General features: G+C 51.9%; 19 protein-coding genes. 5 read left to right on the top strand and 14 right to left on the bottom strand.

The annotated features are described in order from the left end of the window. Window positions 1–8: 8 nt before the first annotated feature. The 4 genes from K7P01_RS31030 to K7P01_RS31015 are packed head-to-tail and all read right to left on the bottom strand — an operon-like array spanning window position 9 to window position 6,223. On the bottom strand, window positions 9–1,133 hold the full coding sequence (locus tag K7P01_RS31030; RefSeq protein ID WP_267298490.1) for a glycan-binding surface protein: 1,125 nt from the start codon (window positions 1,131–1,133) through the stop codon (window positions 9–11). Between the two features lie 36 nt (window positions 1,134–1,169). After that, window positions 1,170–2,855, bottom strand: a complete 1,686-nt coding sequence (locus K7P01_RS31025) for a RagB/SusD family nutrient uptake outer membrane protein (protein WP_267298489.1) — start codon at window positions 2,853–2,855, stop codon at window positions 1,170–1,172. A gap of 17 nt (window positions 2,856–2,872) precedes the next feature. Further along, complete coding sequence (locus K7P01_RS31020; protein ID WP_267298488.1) at window positions 2,873–6,040, bottom strand: SusC/RagA family TonB-linked outer membrane protein; 3,168 nt, start codon at window positions 6,038–6,040, stop codon at window positions 2,873–2,875. Between the two features lie 30 nt (window positions 6,041–6,070). Then, complete coding sequence (locus K7P01_RS31015) at window positions 6,071–6,223, bottom strand: hypothetical protein (protein ID WP_267298487.1); 153 nt, start codon at window positions 6,221–6,223, stop codon at window positions 6,071–6,073. 175 nt (window positions 6,224–6,398) lie between these two features. Between K7P01_RS31015 and K7P01_RS31010 the strand changes: the two genes are divergently transcribed. Beyond that, window positions 6,399–6,869 (top strand): FKBP-type peptidyl-prolyl cis-trans isomerase, encoded by a 471-nt coding sequence (locus K7P01_RS31010; protein WP_267298486.1) that lies wholly within the window; start codon window positions 6,399–6,401, stop codon window positions 6,867–6,869. A gap of 54 nt (window positions 6,870–6,923) precedes the next feature. Here K7P01_RS31010 and K7P01_RS31005 read toward each other — a convergent pair whose 3' ends face one another. Then, entirely contained in the window at window positions 6,924–8,057 is a 1,134-nt protein-coding gene (locus K7P01_RS31005) for a LysM peptidoglycan-binding domain-containing protein (RefSeq protein WP_267298485.1), read from the bottom strand. Next, complete coding sequence (locus K7P01_RS31000) at window positions 8,054–8,833, bottom strand: DUF4905 domain-containing protein (RefSeq protein WP_267298484.1); 780 nt, start codon at window positions 8,831–8,833, stop codon at window positions 8,054–8,056. Before K7P01_RS31000 ends, K7P01_RS31005 begins: the two co-directional genes overlap by 4 nt. Before the next feature lie 82 nt (window positions 8,834–8,915). Here K7P01_RS31000 and K7P01_RS30995 point away from each other — a divergent pair, with 82 nt between their 5' ends. From K7P01_RS30995 to K7P01_RS30985, 3 genes are read left to right on the top strand one after another with little or no spacing between them, the layout of a single operon-like run. After that, window positions 8,916–10,250 (top strand): NfeD family protein, encoded by a 1,335-nt coding sequence (locus K7P01_RS30995; RefSeq protein WP_267298483.1) that lies wholly within the window; start codon window positions 8,916–8,918, stop codon window positions 10,248–10,250. 2 nt (window positions 10,251–10,252) lie between these two features. Continuing rightward, window positions 10,253–10,996: a 3-deoxy-manno-octulosonate cytidylyltransferase gene (gene kdsB, locus K7P01_RS30990; protein WP_267298482.1), complete on the top strand. Its 744-nt coding sequence runs from the start codon at window positions 10,253–10,255 to the stop codon at window positions 10,994–10,996. A gap of 4 nt (window positions 10,997–11,000) precedes the next feature. Next, a complete protein-coding gene (locus K7P01_RS30985; RefSeq protein ID WP_267298481.1) occupies window positions 11,001–11,750 on the top strand; it encodes a DUF3667 domain-containing protein in 750 nt (249 codons plus the stop codon). Window positions 11,751–11,817: 67 nt separating this feature from the next. On the opposite strand, the gene tsf is transcribed toward K7P01_RS30985, so the two are convergent. The 8 genes from tsf to K7P01_RS30945 form a co-directional block, all read right to left on the bottom strand. Further along, complete coding sequence (tsf, locus tag K7P01_RS30980) at window positions 11,818–12,651, bottom strand: translation elongation factor Ts (protein WP_267298480.1); 834 nt, start codon at window positions 12,649–12,651, stop codon at window positions 11,818–11,820. A 134-nt stretch (window positions 12,652–12,785) separates the two neighbouring features. Next, entirely contained in the window at window positions 12,786–13,556 is a 771-nt protein-coding gene (gene rpsB, locus K7P01_RS30975) for a 30S ribosomal protein S2 (RefSeq protein WP_267298479.1), read from the bottom strand. Window positions 13,557–13,566: 10 nt separating this feature from the next. Further along, on the bottom strand, window positions 13,567–13,953 hold the full coding sequence (rpsI, locus tag K7P01_RS30970; RefSeq protein ID WP_254084648.1) for a 30S ribosomal protein S9: 387 nt from the start codon (window positions 13,951–13,953) through the stop codon (window positions 13,567–13,569). A 4-nt stretch (window positions 13,954–13,957) separates the two neighbouring features. Beyond that, the gene (gene rplM / locus K7P01_RS30965; RefSeq protein WP_254084649.1) at window positions 13,958–14,401 is read right to left on the bottom strand and encodes a 50S ribosomal protein L13; all 444 of its coding nucleotides are present in this window, start codon (window positions 14,399–14,401) and stop codon (window positions 13,958–13,960) included. A 527-nt stretch (window positions 14,402–14,928) separates the two neighbouring features. Further along, window positions 14,929–15,618: an RluA family pseudouridine synthase gene (locus K7P01_RS30960; protein ID WP_267298588.1), complete on the bottom strand. Its 690-nt coding sequence runs from the start codon at window positions 15,616–15,618 to the stop codon at window positions 14,929–14,931. A 37-nt stretch (window positions 15,619–15,655) separates the two neighbouring features. Continuing rightward, window positions 15,656–16,738 (bottom strand): sensor histidine kinase, encoded by a 1,083-nt coding sequence (locus K7P01_RS30955; RefSeq protein WP_267298478.1) that lies wholly within the window; start codon window positions 16,736–16,738, stop codon window positions 15,656–15,658. A 33-nt stretch (window positions 16,739–16,771) separates the two neighbouring features. Beyond that, a complete protein-coding gene (locus K7P01_RS30950; RefSeq protein ID WP_254084651.1) occupies window positions 16,772–17,461 on the bottom strand; it encodes a response regulator in 690 nt (229 codons plus the stop codon). A 176-nt stretch (window positions 17,462–17,637) separates the two neighbouring features. Continuing rightward, window positions 17,638–18,684 carry an aminopeptidase gene (locus tag K7P01_RS30945; RefSeq protein ID WP_267298477.1) on the bottom strand — a complete coding sequence of 349 codons (1,047 nt, stop codon included), beginning with the start codon at window positions 18,682–18,684 and terminating at the stop codon, window positions 17,638–17,640. Window positions 18,685–18,942: 258 nt separating this feature from the next. Between K7P01_RS30945 and recA the strand changes: the two genes are divergently transcribed. After that, a complete protein-coding gene (gene recA / locus K7P01_RS30940) occupies window positions 18,943–20,019 on the top strand; it encodes a recombinase RecA (RefSeq protein ID WP_267298476.1) in 1,077 nt (358 codons plus the stop codon). Window positions 20,020–20,130: the final 111 nt, after the last annotated feature.

The following is a 20,130-nucleotide window of genomic DNA, read 5'->3' as shown; positions in this document are numbered from 1 at the left end:
CGGTGTTTTTAAGGTTTAGGAACAACGCGAACGTTATCGAAGGCTATGTCGGCGTCGAGGGCACCGTCGCCGTGAAAGAGAAAGCGGATAAAATAGCCGTCGGGATTTGCCTTCGGGTCTTTTACGATCTCGTTCAACGGGATAGACACTGTGCGCCACACACCATGGGTATCATAGTGTGGCCATAGATACGTACTTGCGTCATTGTCCTCGCCCAGGGTTATTTTGATTTGGTTGCTACTATAGGGCTTTAACGTATTTACTTCAAACTTGAACAGGTAGTTGGCAGGATTTTGCATGGCGTCCGCCGGGATGTTCTTGGTGGTGCTGCCATCGACGTTGTTAGGGCCGCCGACTACTTCCGTCCACGCCCACGAGCCGATCTCGCGCTTCACGTGAATATAGTTGCCCGAGATGGCCGGCGGCGTGTCGCCTGACGTAACATAGTCTCCGCCCCACCATCCCCACCAGGGGTCACTGCTGATCAACAGTGTACGGTTGTCGCGGTAAGGAAATATGGCCGTACCATCGCCATAGGTGCCGGATACGACAATATCCGCCGGGCCGTCGGGTATACCGGTTGGCACCACGGTAACAACGGAATCATAGCTGGCGTATAGTACATCCGCCGCTATACCGCCGAACGTAACTTTCCCGGCTTCCGGTGTGACGGCGTATAAGTCGAAGTTCGCCCCCTTTACAACAACCGTCTCGCCGGCCAATGCGTATTCATTCGCGGCCAGGCCGTATACAACCAGTGGGGGCACCGACACCTCCAGGGGCGCTGTTACCGAGCCACCGCCTGTAGTCAGCGTAATCTGGTTGCTTACCTCCTGCGGTACCACACGTGGTATTTGGAGCGTGATCTCGGCCGGCGTAATAAATGCCTGCCGCAAATCAACCTCCACATCATTGATGAGCAGGCTTTGAACACCACAAAGGTCGTGACCCTGAATGATAATGAAGTCGCCCATGTTGCCGCCCGCGATGGTCTCCGCGCGGTTCTGTGCCGTCGACACCCGTGTAATTTCCGGTGTGCCGCAGCCGCTCTCGTCGTCGCTGCACGACACAGACAATACTGCGCCCAGCAATACGACGAGGAAAATTCTTATCGATGAATAGAAGATTTTCATACTGTATTTCTTTTTTTGATGGAAACATGCCCACGCTTACCAGCCGGGATTCTGTCCGTTGTTGGGTCCGCCCAGGTTCTTATTGGCATTCAGCTCGCCCAGCGGTAAGGGGAACAATAGGTGCTTTTCTTCCCGGCGTTTGATGACGTTGTTTTCGTCAACATCCACAGCATTCATAACCTGTAAGTATATACCCCACCGCAGCAGATCCCAGCGGCGGCCACCTTCCATGGCCAGCTCGCGGGCACGTTCTTCCAGTACAAACGAGCGGAACTGCTGCTTTGTCATGGACAGCGCCGCCGTGGCACCGCTGCGCGTACGCACGCGGTCCAATGCACCGTAGGCCTCGGTTGTCGGGCCGTTCACTTCGTTCTCTGCCTCGGCATATACCAGCAGTACGTCGGCAAAGCGCAGGAAGGGGTAGGCGAAGTCGCTATTCTCGGTATTACGGTCGCTTACACCTTCGAACTTGCGCAAGATGGCCCGCATGGCACCCGTATTGGTCAGCGCCTCGTCATTGGGCGTCCAGCCGTAAGGCGGGTTGGGCTCATGCCGGCGGGCCGTATCTTTCAGCGGATACATGCGCCACGCGCCCCATTGATACCAGCGATGGTTCACACCTTCCGTAATACGCTGATCGTTGTCTTCAAAAAGCTCGTACCAGTGTATGCGCATGCCATACACGGCACCTTGTAGTTCATCGCCTGTTGTCGTTTTATAAGAGCCCGCAAATTCGTGCGACACGACATTGCGAAACACAGCATCGTTGGCAATGGAATGCAGTGACCAGATGTGTTCTACCTGGAAGCGATTCTCTTTTTTCCACACGTCGGCATACGTCGGAAACAAATCATACTCTTCACTATCGATCAGCTCACGGGCTTTTACGCGCGCAGAGTCGAAGTATGCCTGTGCATCCATAGACTCGTGTCCCGCGACGACGTTCTTGGCAAACGTAATCGTAGCGGGTTCCGCGATTACTTCATCCGGATCATTGGGACCACCCACGGATATTACCGCCGGACCACCCTTGACCGTAACCTCCGCTCCAGTCAACGCCCCCGAAGCCATCGTTAAATATACCTTGGCCAGCAGGGCTTGCGCGGCACCGCGGCTCAACGTATTATCTTCCGCATCGGCCTTGGAGAACATCAGGGACTCGGCGCGTTTTAAGTCACTGATAATAAAATCATAGGTTTCTTGTACGGACGCACGCGGCTGTTGTGGCTCGGCGCCTTGCACCACCGTCTGCCGGAAGATCGGCACACCACCATACCCTTGCACCAGGTTAAAATATGCCCACGCGCGCAGGAAGTATGCCTGCCCCATATAGTGATTCTGCTTTGCACGATCGAAGCTCATACCGTCGATGGTGCTAATCGCCGACGTAGCGCGCTCGGCCAACAAATACGGGCCTTGCCAGAGACGAAACATATCACCATACGACTGCCAGTTGCCCGTACCGAGCTCCTTCATGCCCCAGTCGGGACCGGTTTCATAGTCACCGTCGAAGTTCGTAACACGGTGCCAGATGCCCCACTGAAAGTATAGGTCGCCTCCGATGGTGCTCAGCGCACCGTCGATCATCATTTTAGCACTCGATTCGTTGTCTTCGATGCTGTCCGGACGCAAGATGGAGTATGCTTTCTCCTCCAAAAAATCACTGCATGCTACAAACTGTAAGAGCAGGCAGAGCACAAATATTTTATTGAATGATTTCATCGTTGTGTGCGTAGAAGTTATAAGGTTACCTTAAGTCCCAGCGAGTACGTGCGGCTGCTGGGATACGACGCCAGGTCAACACCGCGACGGGCGTCAGACCCAAACCCGTTTACATCCGGATCGTACCAGCTGTAATCGGTAATGGTAAAGAGGTTGGTAATGTTACCATACAGGTAGATCGACTGAATATACTTGAACCGGGGCGCCCAGGTATACCCCAGCGAGATGTTCTTCATACGAACATATGAGCCGTCTTCAATCTCACGATCGGAGAAGCGCCAGATGCGGGCCTCCGACCAGTTAGGCTTGGGCTGAGTGGCCCGCTCGGGGTTCTCCGCCGTCCAGCGGCCGTCATACATAAACTGGGGGATGTTCTGATATTTACCCATGCGCATGTTGGCCAGGTTGTAGTTTACGATGTCGTTACCCATCACACCCTGCAAAAAGACGTTGAGTGTAAACCGTTTGTAGTTGAAGGTGTTGGTCAGTCCGAAGGTATAGTCGGGGTTAGTATTGCCGATGATCGTACGGTCACCATCACCGATTCCCTGAACACCATCCAGATCTTTATACTTCTGCTCGCCGATTTTAGAGCGTACTGTTTTCTCCCGGCTCTCCACCGGCAGGCTGGCATAGTAGGGATCAGCCATCACTTCCGCTTCGTTATCATAGAAACCATCCGTCACACTGCCATATACCGCCCCGACAGGCTGACCATTGCGGAAGATGAAGATATTGTCGATGGCATATCCCAGACGCGTGGCAAACTGATCGTCCAGCAGATCCTGAATCTCATTGCGATTAAAAGCGATGTTACCGCTTATATCCCATTGCAGATTGTTACGCGCAATGGCCTTGCCGGTAAGCGACAATTCCAATCCACGGTTCTCCACGGTCCCGAAGTTGGCCTGAATGTTGGCAAAGCCCGTACTCATGGGTATTTGTAACTGCTGCAACAGGTCGCGGGTCTTCTTTTGATAGACGTCCACTGTCAGGCTCACACGCCCGTTCAGCAAGCCTATATCCAACCCGGCGTCTACTTGCTTCGTCGTTTCCCATACCAGGTTTTCGTTACCCGGCGTGCCGTCTACCAGCGCGCTGACGATGGCGCCGTTAAAAGCTGCCTGCCCAAGCGTGAGCTTGGTAATCGTGGAATAAGCGCCGATGGACTGGTTGCCCGTCTCGCCATAGCTCCCGCGCAGTTTCAGGTCGCTGAATATACCCAGCTGTTGAATAAACTGCTCTTCCGAAAGTTTCCACGCCAGGGCAAATGACTTAAAGGTAGCCCACTTGTTGTTCTCCGTAAACTTGCTCGAACCGTCACGGCGGAACGAAGCAGTCAACAGATACTTGTCCTTATAAGCATAGTTCACACGCGCAAGCGTCGACAGCAATGTATTGCGGCCTTTGAAGTTGCGCGGCTGCTGACGATCCGAGCCTGCGTTCAGGTCGTTGTAGCCATTTACATCCAGCTTAAAATTGCGCACCTCCACCGACTCGTCTTCGTAGTTCTCGATCTCTGCCGTCAGACCTGCCACGGCATTGATGGTATGATCCGTGCCAAACGCCTTATCAAACATCAACAGCGACTCATACGTATTCTTGGCCCAGGTGTTGGAGCTTGTCTGTGCTACGCCACCGAACGCCTGGCCTTCCCAGGTATACTTGCCGTAAAACGCCTTGCGGTCCCACGACGAAAAGTTATACCCAATATTCTGGCGGAACTTCAGAAACGGCAGCAACTTCAGCTCGATATAGTTAGCATTAAAGAACGTCATGTTCCGGAAGTCGTTCTTTGTCGAGTTTATCGACAGCCACGGGTTGGGTGCAAGCCAGCTGATGGTGCTATACCCCGAAGCTCCATTAGAATAGATGGGCTGCGAAGGCGGAAACACCAGCGACGACCAGATCAGACCACGGTCGTCCGCATTGGTCTTGGCCATATTATAATCACCCAGACCGAATTGCAAGCTGGTGCCGATGGTTAACCAGTCTTTCAGGTTACGGTTTACATTGGCCCGCACCGCCAGACGGTCATAGCCCGAGCCCAGAATAGTACCCTCCTGCTTGAAGTAATTACCGGAGATCATATAATTACCTTTCTCGTTACCACCCGACGCCGACAACGTATAGTCCGCCGTAGAACCGTTCTGGAAGATCATATCCTGCCAGTTCGTCCCACCACCGAGGTAGCCGTCGAGAAAATCCTGTGGTGTAGGCTGATAAGTCGAGTCGCCCGCGGAGTTCACATTCCATTGGCCGTTAAAGTCGGGGGTATATTGCACCCCTTCATACGAACTATAGTTACGATTGCCCTCCAGTTGGTAGTTCGCATAATCATACCCGTTCAGCATGTCAATCTGCTTGACCACTTGCGAAATACCATAGTTCACATTGAACTCGATCTTATCTTCGCCTGCACGTCCTTTCTTCGTTGTAATGAGCACCACGCCATTGGCGCCACGGGAGCCATAGATGGCAGTAGCCGAGGCATCTTTCAACACTTGTATAGACTCGATATCCTGCGGATTGATAAAACCCAGCGGATTGAGCATCTGTCGCTCGCCTCGCTCAGTGTTACTGGTCGGCGAGTTACCCGTGGTAAAAGGTATACCATCGATGACATACAGGGGTTCCGTACTACTGGAAAACGAGTTGCCTCCACGCACCTGAATGCTGATACCCGCCCCGGGAGCGCCGTCGCTCTGGTTCACCTGTACCCCGGCAATGCGGCCTTGCAGCGCCTGAGTAATATTCGAGATGCCGGTGAGGTTGAGGTCTTTCGCCGTCACACCGCCCACAGCACCGGTCAGGTCACTCTTGCGAACTTCGCCGTAACCAATTACCACAACTTCGTTGAGCGTCGAAACATCTTCGACCAGGGTAACATTCACGGTTGTCTGATTGTTGACCGCTACATCTTGCGTGGTGTAGCCGATGAACCGGACTTGTAGAATAGCGTCGGGCGCTACGTCAATACGGTAGGCGCCGTCGGCGTTGGTAATGGTGCCGGTGTTGGTATCTTTTACCAACACGTTGGCGCCCGGAATGGCATTGCCGGCAGGGTCTTTCACCACGCCGCTGACGGTGGCGAGCTGCGCGTGGGCCAGGGGCCCCAGGAGCAACAGCCACACGAGCAGTCCGATGAGGCGCCTGCAAGGATTTTGTAGAGGTTTACACGTCATACTGTTTAGGGTTTAATTTGATTGAGCTACTTAGTCCAGGAATATCTTCACCATCAGCAGAAAGAAGATCAGTAGGAATGCCCCGACGCTCACCTCCAGAAAAAACAGCCAGGCTGCCCTGCGGTAATCTTTTTGAGCGGCCAGGCGGCGCGTTTGCTTGAAGCGGGTGAACCAGGAGAACATTCTTTACGCAATCGATTTAGGCAGGAAAGTTTCGATTTTGGCGCAGAAACGAGGGTTGGCAAATGTTCCAAAAACAGGGGGCAAACGTTTCCGGTACAGAATTAAGCGCATTTATCGCAACCCATCGGTGCCGGTCATCCGGAGTTGCGGTACAATTTTTTTTTTACCTTTATGCATGCAAATCACAAAAAACAAGGTTGCCGCGATCCACTATACGCTTCGCGACAACGCAGGTACAGTCATCGACACCAGCGACGGCCGTGAACCTTTGTATTATATCCACGGCATCGGAAACCTGATTCCGGGCATGGAAGAAGGCCTGGAAGGAAAAAAGAAGGGTGATAAGCTCGAGCTGAAGATCTCTCCGGATAAAGGTTACGGTCATAAAGACCCGTCGATGGTACAGCAAGTACCCAAGTCGGCGTTTGGCGATCAGCCCGTACGTGCTGGCATGAAGTTCTCTACCGGCCAGGGCGGCGTGGTAACGGTAACAGAAGTGGGCCAGGACTCCGTTACGGTGGATGCCAACCACGAGCTGGCGGGTGTCGAGCTGAACTTCGACGTAGAAGTAATGGATGTGCGCGAAGCTTCTTCCGACGAGCTGGCGCATGGCCACGTACACGGCGAGGGTGGTCATCATCACTAATCAACCCCAACAACGACCATAAAAAAAGCCCGGTGTCATCACCGGGCTTTTTCTTTATTTATAGTACGTTACTTCGACTCGGAAGCGCGCATCGATCGCGCCCAGCCGGTCATATGCCGATTTGGATATTTTGATGATGAGTTTGTCAGTCATCGCCGTATCGGGCAGCTTGCCCATCACGCGTACAAACACCTCGCGGTTGTTCATCTCGTTTTTGATCTTGAGAATCGTGCCCACCGGCGCCGTGCGGTGCAACGCCAGATACTTACGATTACCTTCCGTACCCTCTATCAGCTCCGCCAACCCCGACTCCATTACTTCGTCACTGTTCTTCACGCCGTCATACACGCGAATCGTCGTGGTCTTGGGTTCAACAGGTTGTTGTTTTACTGCCACGGGCTCCGTCTTCTCGCGCGGCGTTTCTGTTACCGCCGGTGGATCATGTTTTACCGGTGTAGGCGTTGGCGTAGTTGTGTTTGTAGTAGGCGTTGTGCTGGTATACGACGGCGGAGTGCGTGGCTCTTCGGCCGGCGTAGTTTGTCCCGACGGTTGTTTCACTGCCAGCGTTTGACCAATGCTGATCTCGTTGTTGGTAAGATGATTCCAATCCTTCAGCTGTTGTACGCTGATTCCATGCTTCGTTGCGATCGAAAAAAGTGTCTCTTTTGCCTCCACCGTATGCACACCTTTACCCGATGCTGTTGGTGCTACCGTAGTCACATTTTCAGACGGCGTGGTGCCCGTCGTCGTATTGCGACGTTTGATAACAAGCTCCTGCCCGGGCGAAAGTGCGTTATCGGTCAGGTTGTTCCATTGCTTCAGCTCATCTACCGTCACGCCGTAGGCTTTCGAAATCGAAAACATCGTCTCGCGCGCCGCCACCACGTGAATGACGCCACCACGACCTGTAGCCGGTGTAGTGGTCACCGTCGTCGCACGATTCGTGGTCGGCTTGGTGTAGGGTACTTTTAATATCTGCCCCGTGCCCAGCCCGGAGGCCGCATCAGGGTTGTATTGTACAATGGCATCGACGGTAGTGCCGTACCGTTTTGAAATGCCATACAGCGTTTCTTTTTCTTCCACCCGGTGTACGACAAAGATTTTACCGTTCACAGTTTCGATACCCAGTGAATCATAAGCCTGCGGCTGAAAAAATAAAGCACCCGCGTAGATCAATACATTTATCATAAAAAATAGCTTATAAGCTCATGTTTATTCTTCACGAAAAATAAGCATCCCGAGAGGATGAAAAAAGTATCCTGGCCGATTCCTTTCAGATGCTCACCTGTTTTTTCCTGCAGTAACAATTCACCCGCATCGGTCCACACCGTAAGGTGACTGACAAGGCTTTGCTCCTGCGCATAATATGCTATAAAAATCTTGCCACTATACTCCACGTATTCCAACGACAGAACGACCGATAAATTTAACTTTTCCCGTAAAAATTTTGCCACCGTTCTAAAATACTCCGTGCCATCGCCATATTGTTGCGGCCGCAGTACCTTCTCCTCTGGCGCCGCGGCAAGTGGTCCCGACGTAGTCGGGGCCGGTATCTCCTTGCCGGAATGCAACGCCAGCACAAGCGGTTTAGAACCCACGCCCGATGAAAATCCATAGAGACAATCGCCCTGTCGCCTGGCGAGCGTAAAATCATTGTGCCACCACAGCAACTGCAGGTCGGCCAGTGTATAGGCCAGCATACCTTTGCGGTCGGGATTATTGGTATCGATGTAGAGCGTAATCAGCACAATGCCCCCGGAGGCATCGGCCAGCGCTACCCACCACGGCTCTTCCAGGACCTTACTATGCCACAGGAAGCGGTCATCATCGTAGTGCAGCGCAGAAAATGTCACCTGCTTGCGCGCGTGGTCGCGCACTTCCAGTAGAAGTACGTTTTCGTCGGGCAACACCACCGTGTTCCAAACAACACCATCGAATACATGAGAAAACTTCCGCTGCAGCATGCTCCCCAACTCTGTCTTAATTTGGCTATTTTTATGCAAGGTATTGAAGATTGAAAGATTGGAAAATTCTAACCCTAAAAGATTGGTAGCCCGTATCGCCGGGTTTGTCGCTTGCCTCGCCCTGCTGGTGCCGGGCGCCGTCAGCGCCCAGGAAAAGCATGTGCTGGTGCTCAGCATCCGCGACGAAATCGACACACGCATGGCGCGTTATGTAGAGCTCGCCCTGCGGGAGGCGGAAAACACAAAAGCCGACATCGTGCTGATCGACATGGACACCTACGGCGGCATGCTAACCGACGCTAAAGACATCGTCGACAAGCTTATGCAGGTAAAAAAGCCGGTATGGGTATTTATCAACACAGATGCTGCCTCGGCTGGCGCCCTGATCTCCATTGCCTGCGATAGCATTTACATGGCCCCCGGGGCCAGCATCGGCGCGGCCACCGTCGTCACCGGCAACGGCGAGCGTGCCCCCGACAAATATCAATCCTATATGCGCTCGATCATGCGCTCGACCGCCCAGGAGAACGGGCGTAACCCCACCATCGCCGAAGCCATGGTAGACGAGAATATCGAGCTCGACAGCATCAAAAAGCCTGGCCAGGTCATTACCTTCTCCACCGACGAAGCCATCCGCCACGGCTACTGCGAAGGAAAAGTAACCTCCATCGACTCTCTGCTGCGCCAGAATCATATTACCCACTACACCCTGCACCGCTTTGAGCTCTCGGTTGTCGACAGTACTGTAAACTTTTTCATGAACCCGTTCATCAGCGGGATACTGATCCTTTTCATCCTCGGAGGTATATATTTCGAGCTACAAGCGCCGGGCCTGGGATTGGCCGGATTGTTGGCCCTGATCGCACTGGTATTATACCTGGTCCCCTATTACCTCAACGGCCTGGCCGAAAACTGGGAGATTCTCACCTTGCTGGCGGGCATTGCCCTGATCGGCGTCGAATTGTTTTTGATACCGGGCTTTGGCGTAGCAGGCATTGCCGGCATCACCCTGACACTCGGCTCCCTGGTATTGATCATGATCAACAACGATGCGTTTGATTTTTCCTTCGTCCCTACCAATGACATGCTGCTGGCGCTTATCGCCGCCCTCGGCGGCATGGTGGGCAGTATGGTGCTGCTGTTTGCGGGCAGCGCGCGCATCATGAACAGCCGCGCCTTCCGGCGTGTGGCCCTGACCGACACGCAAGACAGTACACAAGGTTACACCGCCAACTTTAATCAAACATCCATGACGGGCAAACAGGGCGTCGCCCACACCGTATTGCGCCCAAGCGGCAAAGTAACCATTGACGGCCAGGTATACGACGCCTTTACACGCGGTGAATACATCGAGCCAGGCGAAGCCATCGAAGTGATCGACAACGAAACCACCTCGCTAAAAGTCAGAAAACGATAACCATGAATATACTCGGCATTATACCTGCCCGGTACGCCTCCTCCAGATTTCCGGGCAAACCCTTAGTAGATATTGCAGGAAAATCGATGATCCGCCGCGTATACGAGCAGGCCAGCAAATCAAAGAGCCTGTCAGCCGTCGTGGTAGCGACCGACAACGCAGAAATCTTCGACCACGTAAAATCTTTTGGCGGACGGGTCAGCATGACCCGCGAAGACCACGCCAGCGGCACCGACCGCTGCTACGAAACCCTCGTGCAACAACCCGGTACATTTGACTACGTCATCAACATCCAGGGCGACGAGCCCTTTATACAACCGACACAAATCGACCTCCTCGCCTCACGTCTCGATGGACAGACCGAGATTGCCACCCTGGTAAAAGCCATTCACGAGCAGGAGACTTTGTTTAACCCCAACGTGGTAAAAGCCGTTGTGAGCGCGCGCCGCGAAGCCCTATACTTCAGCCGGGCCACCCTGCCGCACATTCGCCTGACACCTGAAGAGCAGTGGCTCCAACGCCACACGTTCTATAAACACATCGGCATGTATGCCTACCGTGCCGATATTCTAAAACAGATCACGCAACTGCCCATTTCGACACTCGAGAAAGTGGAGTCACTCGAACAACTGCGCTGGCTGGAAAATGGCTACCGCATTGCCGTAGCCGAGACGACCGAAGAGACCATTGGCGTCGACACTCCGGAAGACATCGCCCGCGCACAGACCCTGTTGACCAAAACCTAACTTCATGGAATCTACGACCTGCAAGAATTGTCACGCACCTGCACCGGGTGCATACTGTGCGGCCTGCGGCCAACAAACGCATATACACCGCGTCACCATAGGCCACCTCGGTCACGAGGTGACGCATGCGCTTACCCATGCCGATAAAGGCTTCCTCTTATTGATAAAAGAACTTATTACCCGCCCGGGCATAGTCGCACGAGAATACCTAGACGGCAAGCGCAAGAAGTATTTCAACCCGTTTACGTTCCTGGTTATCACGTCCGCGCTCTATGCATTTATCAGTTATAAATCCGGTTATTCCAGTGCCATGGTAGCCCCGGACTCGCCAGCGTCAAACCGCAGCCCGTATTACCAGGAGGTGATGGAGGTCGTCGTCCAGAACGGTAAGTTGCTCATGCTTATTCTCATCGTGCCCCTATTCGCATTTTTGTCGTGGCTGTTCTCGATCCGCTCACGTTTTAACCTGGCAGAGAACTTTGTACTGCAAGCCTTTGTCGTAGGGCAGCTTAACGTCGTGCTTGTATTGATCTCCATACCGGCTTTTCTGATTGCCCCGTCCACCATTCACTGGAATATATATGTACGCGAAGCGCTCTTCGTACTATACATCGCGGTGACCTATCACCAATTCTTTCAAAACAAATGGATTTTTGCATTCCTGAAAGCGATCGCGGTATACCTCCTGTCCATTACACTCTATTGGGTCATGATCATTGCCTTCGTAGCCCTTCGGCACGTGGTAGTACATTAATCTGACTGCCACAAAAAAAGGGTCGCTCCATACGAGCGACCCTTTTATATATACCGTTGTAACGAGCTTAGCCGATGGATACGCGCTTGAACTCTGCTACTGTCAGACCTTTCGTGATGCTGTCCAGGTATTGAGCAACCGTCTTCGAGTTGTCTTTTACAAAGATCTGGTGCAGCAGTGTAGTATCTTTGTAAAACTTCTGCAGCTTGCCTTGTGCGATCTTCTCTACCATGTTTTCTGGTTTGCCTTCGGCCAGGATCTGAGCCTTTGCGATTTCTAGCTCTTTCGCGATAAGCGTAGGATCAACGCTCTTCTCGTCAACCGCTACCGGATTCATCGCGGCGATTTGCATGCCTACGTCTTTACCAGCTTCTACTACATCTTTACCGTTCACACCTTTCAGTGATACCAGTACGCCGAGTTTCGAACCTGCGTGGATGTAAGGAACTACAGCCTCACCCGTCATGCGGATATACTCGCTCACTTCGATCTTCTCACCGATCTTACCCACCAGCTCTACGATTTTGTCGTTGATGGTCAGGTCACCGGCTTTCTGTGTAAGGAGGGCTTCCTTATCAGCAGGCTTGTTGGCAAAAGCAGTCTCTACGATCAGTTTACCCAGGCTCAGGAACTCTTCGTTCTTGCCTACGAAGTCAGTTTCGCAGTTCAGGGCGATGAGAACAGCCTCTTTGTTGTCGTCGCTAACTTTTACAAATACAGAGCCTTCTTTGGCATCCCGGTCAGAACGGGAAGCAGAAACTTTCTGGCCTTTCTTTCTTAATATCTCGATCGCTTTGTCAAAATCTCCTTCGGCTTCGGCAAGGGCCTTTTTGCAGTCCATCATACCGGCGCCCGTCATTTGACGGAGCTTGTTTACATCTTGTGCTGAAATCGCTGACATATGTTTTTATTTACGAATTTGAATGATCTCTAAAAAACTAAACATCGGCGTAGGGCCGATGTTCAGTGCATTATCAGTATAAGAATTGTTGATGAACACGTGTACCTGATCGTACAGATCGAATCGAAAATTGATTATTTCGGTTCTTCTACAGTTTCGTCAACCTTTCTTTTCTCTTCTTCTTCTTTCCGAAGCGCTGCATCGTCCTTGTCTCTCTTACGCTCTTGCAGAGCTTCTTCGATTGACTTACCAATGTTCTTGGTCAGGATCGAGATTGACTTGAATGCGTCGTCGTTTGCAGGGATCGGAAAATCAACACCACCCGGATCAGAGTTGGTATCCACCAGAGCAAATACCGGGATGTTGAGCTTTTGTGCTTCGGTTACAGCGATGTGCTCGCGTTTTACGTCGATCACAAAAAGAGCTGCCGGCAATCTGTTCAGGTCGGCAATACCGCCCAACAGTTTTTCCAGTTTCGCCTTTTCGCGGGTAACCATGAGGCGTTCGCGTTTCGCCAGGTTGGCGAAGGCTTCATCCTTCATCAACTTTTCGATTTGCGAAAGTTTCTTCAGCGATTTGCGGATCGTTGCGAAGTTAGTCAACATGCCACCCAACCAGCGTTCTGTCACGAACGGCATGTTGAGGCGCTTTGCTTCTTCGGTTACGATGTCCTTAGCTTGCTTTTTAGTCGCAACGAACATGATCTTACGACCAGAGCGTACGATATTCTTCAGGGCGAATGTTGCTTCGTCCAGGCGAGCCAGGGTCTTGTTCAGGTCGATAATGTGGATACCGTTGTTCTCCATGAAGATGTACTCGGCCATCTTCGGGTTCCACTTGCGGGTAAGGTGACCAAAGTGTACACCTGCATCCAGCAATTCCTGATATGTTAATTTGTCAGCCATTCTCTTATTATTAACGCTTGCTAAACTGGAACTTTCTTCTCGCTTTTCTTCTACCTGGCTTCTTACGTTCCACCATTCTGGAGTCACGGGTCAGGAGGCCTTCTTTTCTCAGGGTAGGCTTGTTCTCAGCGTTGAATTCCACCAATGCACGGGCGATACCCAAACGAACCGCTTCGGCCTGGCCTTTAATGCCACCACCTTCTACGTTGATCGTTACGTCGTACTGGCCTTCGGCCTTTACGGCAGCAAGGGGTTGCTTTACGGTAGTCTGGTGAATTTCTGAAATGAAATATTCTTTCAGCTCACGCGCATTTATCTTGATATCTCCTTTGCCGGGCTGTACATATACCCGGGCGATGGAGGTCTTTCTTCTGCCGATTGTATTAATGATCTGCATTGTATCAGAACTTTATTTCTTTGGGTTGTTGTGCTACGTGCGGATGTTCAGTGCCGGCATAAACGTGCAGGCTTCTGTACAGTTCACGACCGAGTCTGTTTTTGGGAAGCATGCCGCGTACAGCGTGCTCAATCAGGCGCTCAGGGTGCTTTTCGCGGATCATGGTAGGCGTGTGCTCACGCTGACCACCCGGATAGCCGGAGTGTGTAAAGAGCACGCGAGCGGTCCATTTCTTGCCCGTCATGCGCACTTTCTCAGCGTTGATAACAATAACGTTATCACCGCAATCCACGTTTGGTGTGTAGCTCGGCTTGTGCTTGCCGCGGATAATGCGCGCCACTTCACTGGCCACACGACCCAACACCTGCGCATTGGCATCAACCACTACCCAGCTTTTTTCAACTGTAGCCTTGTTGGCGTTCAGTGTCTTATAGCTATTATGATCCATTGTATTGTTAAAAATTCAAGTAAATACACTACCCCTTTCAAAAAGGGACACAAAAGTAAATCGCCCTTATCGTAAATGCAAGTAAGAATTCAAAATTGCCTGAAAATGCTTTTTACAGCTTAATTTCAAGGTTTTTGAAGCTTGGAATTGCTCGAAAAGACCCGGAAGCACCTGCCCAGACAGCCGGCAGACACCGTAGCGACAATCAGGAAACATCAAATTTCCCCTCATTTCGCACACTTACACACAAAGGTAAAAGTTAGAAGGCTTCGGGCAAAGAGATCGCAGAGATATTGGGGGCCCGCAACAATCCGGCTTAGGCGAATCCTAAAACGGCCATGACGGCGCGTTGTCTCCGTGCTTTTAGAACGGGCTTATGTCGGACTAAACTCGGAGAATACACGGACTCAACTCGGAGAATACCCTGCCTAAGGCGGTGTGAGTGTGAGCGCGGGAGCGAAAATATGGAGTGTTCTGTTTTCTTCTTCTTTTCGTTCTCACACGGATACTCGCACTCCTGAAATTCGCTATCTATTCTCTCCTAATTGCTTGATCAACACCCGCATATCCTTCGGATACGGCGCCTCCACAGTTTTCTCCTCCCCTGCCAGATTCTTAAACGTCAACGAAAAAGCGTGCAGCGCCATGCGTTTAATGATCGGCTGCTCCTCGGTCTGCTTTTTCAGGTTAAAACCACGTTTTAGCGTCGACAGGAAAAACGGCTTCCCACCATATTGCTCATCACCCGTAATAGAGGCATTGAGCGTGGACAGGTGAATGCGGATCTGGTGCATCCGGCCCGTGATGGGGCGGCATTCCACCAGCGTGTGCAGGCGGTACGGCTCCAGCGTGGTGAAATACGTCTGCGCGGCCTTGCCCTCGCGTTTGCTGATCTTCACGATGCCGTCGTCCTGCTTCAGAATGGGCAGATCGACCAGGGTGTCCTGGAAGCCGTGGTTGCCGTCTACGATGGCATGATATCGTTTCACGACCTCCCGTTTTTCAAACTGCAGGCTCATGTGGCGGTACGCTTCGGGGTTCTTGGCGATGGCCAGCACACCGGAGGTATCCTTGTCCAGGCGGTGGCACACCTGCGCGTCGTCGGTGTAGTCACGGGCCAGCGCCAGGAGGTTTACCTTCTCGCGACGGTCCTCGAGCGTGGACAGGAAGGGAGGTTTATTGACAAGTACATAATCCTGGTCCTCAAAGAGGATCATGTCTTCGAATGTCTGCTTGGAGTGCTTCAAAAGCGTGTTAATGGTCGTTCTTGTGATGATCGTTCTTGTCGCCGGAATCAGCCGAGTCCGGCTTAATACGCGGCAATTTAAAACTAAAAGTAGAACCTTTAGCAGGAACGCTGACGACATCGGCCTTGGTGTTGTGGCCGTCCAGGATATGCTTCACAATGGCCAGGCCCAGGCCCGTCCCGCCTTTCTCGCGGCTGCGACTCTTGTCGACGCGGTAGAAACGCTCGAAAATACGCGCCTGGTGCTCCGTCGGAATGCCTTCGCCAAAGTCGCGGACGTGGGTGACCACATTTTTTTTGCTGACATCGAAGCTCACGACCACGTCGGAGTCGTCGAAAGAATGTTTGATGGCGTTGGAGATCAGGTTCGTCATCACCTGGCTGATGCGCTGCCAGTCGGCGTAGACAATCGCCTTGTTCTCGGCACCCTCCAGGCGCAGGCGGATACTGCGCTTTTCGCCCTTCTCTTCAAACTGCTCGAAAACCTCCGCGGTGAGCTTATACATATCGATGCTTTCGAAGTGCATCTTGATCTGCCCCGTCTCGATGTGCGACAGGGTGAGCAGGTCTTGTACCAATATATCCAGGCCGTCCAGGCTTTTGGCGGCCTTCTTGAGGAACTTGGTGCGTACCGTCTTATCGTTCACGGCGCCATCGAGCAGTGTGTGCACAAAGCCTTGTGCGGCGAATATGGGCGTTTTTAATTCGTGTGATACATCGGCAATAAACTCGCGGCGGAAGGCCTCGATCTTTTTCAGCTCGTCAATCTCTTTTTGCTTCAGCTCGGCAAACGAGAAGATATCTTCGTTAATGGTCTTAAGCGGATTGAGCGACGACGGCTTTTGTTTGTCGAGCTTGGACAGCTCTTTTTTCTTGAGCTTGGTGACGAGCTTGTATACCTTGTTGATCTCGCGGAAAATGAGGAACTCCAGCACCACGAAGATCAGCAGGTACGACACGGAAAAGCTGATCACAAACGCCACCAACAGGGCGCTTACGTCAATGCTGCGGAACAGCGACAGGAAAAGAGTAGTGATGAACGCAATACAAAACGCTAGCAAAAGGGCCAGACCACGCGAGCTGTAAACCATGCCCCAAGATAGTCGTTATCCGTTACTGCGGGATTAATTCAAGCTGAATTTATACCCCACACCTTTCACGGTGGTGATGTAATCGTCGCCGATCTTTTCACGCACCTTGCGGATGTGCACGTCTACCGTACGCGCCAATACGTATACATCCGAGCCCCAGATATTCTGCAACAAGTCTTCACGGCTGAACACTTTATTGGGGTTCTGCGCCAGGAAATACAACAGCTCGAACTCTTTCTTGGGAAGGTTGACTTCCTTGTCGTTGATCTTGATGGTATAGCTGGTGCGGTCGATCGTCAGGTCACCGATGGTGATGAGGCTCGACGGCGAGGTTTTCTTCGAATCGCGGCGGAAGAGGGCGCTGATGCGGCTCATCAGCGCACGGGGCTTGATGGGCTTGGTGATATAATCATCGGCCCCCACGTCAAAGGCGGCCACTTCAGAATATTCTTCAGAACGCGCTGTCAGGAACACCACGAAGGTTTTTTGAAGTTCGGGAATGTCGCGCAGTAGTCGGCACGTTTCCACACCATCCATTTTGGGCATCATGATGTCCAACAGGACCAGGTCGGGAACAAACCGTTTGGCTATGTCTACTGCTTTTGAACCGTCAGAAGCCGTTTTGACATCGTACCCGCCTTTCTCCAAATTGTATTTCAGAAGCTCCAGGATGGGTTCTTCATCGTCCACGACAAGCACTTTGTGCATCTGCTTGTTTCCCATAGTTCAACATTTTGAATCAAAAGTAGGTAGAAAAACACCTATTAAAAACGTTGGCCGGTTTCTTAACGATTCCTTAAGCCCTGGTAACAATTACGTAACATACTAACGGGTCCCTCCTTCGTAACAATCGTGTGAAACGAACATTTCCGTGCACGTCCATCTTTCCGTGACGGCATTTACAGGAAGGGATACACCTCGCTAAGGTGCGCAATGTAGGCGCGCAGGTTGCCGCCAAAGTCTTCTTTCCACTCCCGCATAAAGTCCGTTTGCTTCGACTGGTACTGCCGGAAGTTCATGAAGTACGCATTGTTCGGCAGCTTGTCTTTGAAGCGCTGCGCGGGATTTTTATTGAGCCGAAGGGAGAGTGTATCCAGGTTGGTAATGATGCGGCGGATAGCAGCTTCTTTGATGCGTAGCTTCGCTGCTTTCGGCGCTTGTGGATCCAGCGCGCTGTACACACTGTCGAGCATGGCGGCGCCGCGCAGCATGTGGTCTACGTATTGTAAGTAGTCGCGGTCTTCGTCGATATACTCGGTATACTGCGGCGACGTGACGCCATATTTATGAATCAGAAATTGCTCCGCACCGCGGTCGCCAATAAACGTCGCGAGGTTCTCATTGAAGTCGATGCTGTCCTTGACAAAGATGGTGGCGTGCGACATCTCGTGAATGATAAGATTGGCAAGATCACCTTCACTGCGGCTTAACATTTTACTGAGAATAGGATCGGTGAACCAACCCAGCGTAGACCAGCCGCCGGGGTTACGTACAATCACATCGTACCCCTCCTCTTCCAGCGCACGCTTGAGTGCAAACGCGCGCTTCTCATTAAAGAAGCCTTTGTACGGCACAGAACCCAGGATCGGAAACTTCCATTCCTTGGGTGCCAGCTTAAATGCTTCGCTGGCCAATACCACCCACATGACCTCCTTGCCTTTCTGATCGTATAATGTCTTATAGTTCTCGGTGTCTTTTAATCCCAGCGAGTCGACGGCATACCGGCGCACCTCGTCGATGAGCCGCAGCCGCGCCTTGAGCGAATCGGGGAAGTTGGGATCCTGCATGAACTCCTCCACCGGACGGGCATTCCAGATAATGTTAAGCTGGCCATAGCCCTGGCGCAGTCCATACAATACCAGGTCGCCATAGATCACTAATAATACGACGATAACCAGGCCGAGGCCTGCCAGGATGCGTTTGAAGATTTTGCGCGTCTGTGCCATTAAAAGGTTAAAACGTCCAAGATATACAACCGTTTTCCAAAAAACACAGTCTTACCCGATCCAGAAATTTTTATTTTCTATTTTAAATAGTATTTTTGAATCGAATTTTAACTAATATTAATAGTTGATAATTCACACGAGGAGTCAGAAAGCCGGGTTAAATAATAAGCCGGTCAGGCGAAGCCGACATATAACAATGTCGTACTTTCGTCTACGCTGAGCCCTCTACTTACCCCTAATGGAATAAATAACTGAAATATGAGTGATGCAAAAAGTGACGCAAAAGAGAAACTGAAGGCTCTTCAGTTAACGCTCGACAAACTTGATAAGACCTACGGAAAAGGTACGGTCATGAAACTTAGCGATGAGAAGGTGGTGGACATCGCGGCGATCTCCACGGGTTCGCTGGGTCTCGACATCGCCCTGGGTATTGGCGGTGTTCCGCGCGGCCGGGTCATTGAAATCTACGGACCTGAATCGTCCGGTAAAACTACGCTCACACTGCATTGCATTGCGGAAGCGCAAAAAAAGGGTGGTCTGGCGGCCTTTATCGACGCGGAACACGCGTTTGATAGAGCTTATGCCGAAAAACTGGGCATCGATACCGAAAACCTGTTGATCTCTCAGCCTGACAACGGTGAACAGGCGCTGGAAATTGCCGATCACCTGATCCGCTCCGGAGCGATCGATATCATCGTTATCGACTCCGTGGCCGCCCTCGTGCCGAAAGGCGAATTGGAAGGCGAAATGGGCGAAAGCAAAATGGGCTTGCAAGCCCGCCTCATGTCGCAAGCGCTGCGGAAGCTGACAGGTACCATCAGCAAGACTGGTTGCTGCTGTATCTTCATCAACCAGCTGCGTGAAAAGATCGGTGTGATGTTCGGTAACCCCGAAACCACCACCGGTGGTAACGCCCTCAAGTTCTACGCATCGGTGCGCCTCGACATCCGTCGTATCGGCCAGATCAAAGAAGCCGCCGACGACATCACCGGTAACCGCGTAAAAGTGAAAGTGGTGAAAAACAAAGTGGCGCCTCCGTTTAAAGTTGTCGAGTTCGACATCATGTACGGCCGCGGCATTTCGAAGTCCGGTGAAATCATCGACCTGGGCGTAGAGCTCAACGTCATCCAGAAATCCGGCTCTTGGTTCTCCTACAGCGGCAATAAGCTCGGTCAAGGCCGCGACGCCGTAAAACAGCTCATCGAAGACAATCCGGAGCTGCTGGACGAGCTCGAAGCCAAAATCAAAGAAAAGATTGCTGGCGAAACTGCAGACAAAGAGGCCAAAGACGGCAAGAAAGTTTTGGCAACTGCTTCTAAAGAAGAAGACGAATAAGCTTTATCCATACAACCCAAAACAAAACAGCGCAGCCAAAAGCCGCGCTGTTTTTATTTAAATACATTTCTACCTGCTGTATTGCGTTCGCATTCTGGCGCAAGTGTTAAG

Source organism: Parachryseolinea silvisoli, from assembly GCF_021190955.1.
Classification (GTDB): Bacteria; Bacteroidota; Bacteroidia; order Cytophagales; family Cyclobacteriaceae; genus Ohtaekwangia; species Ohtaekwangia silvisoli.
This window is presented reverse-complemented; position numbering and strand designations above follow the sequence as displayed.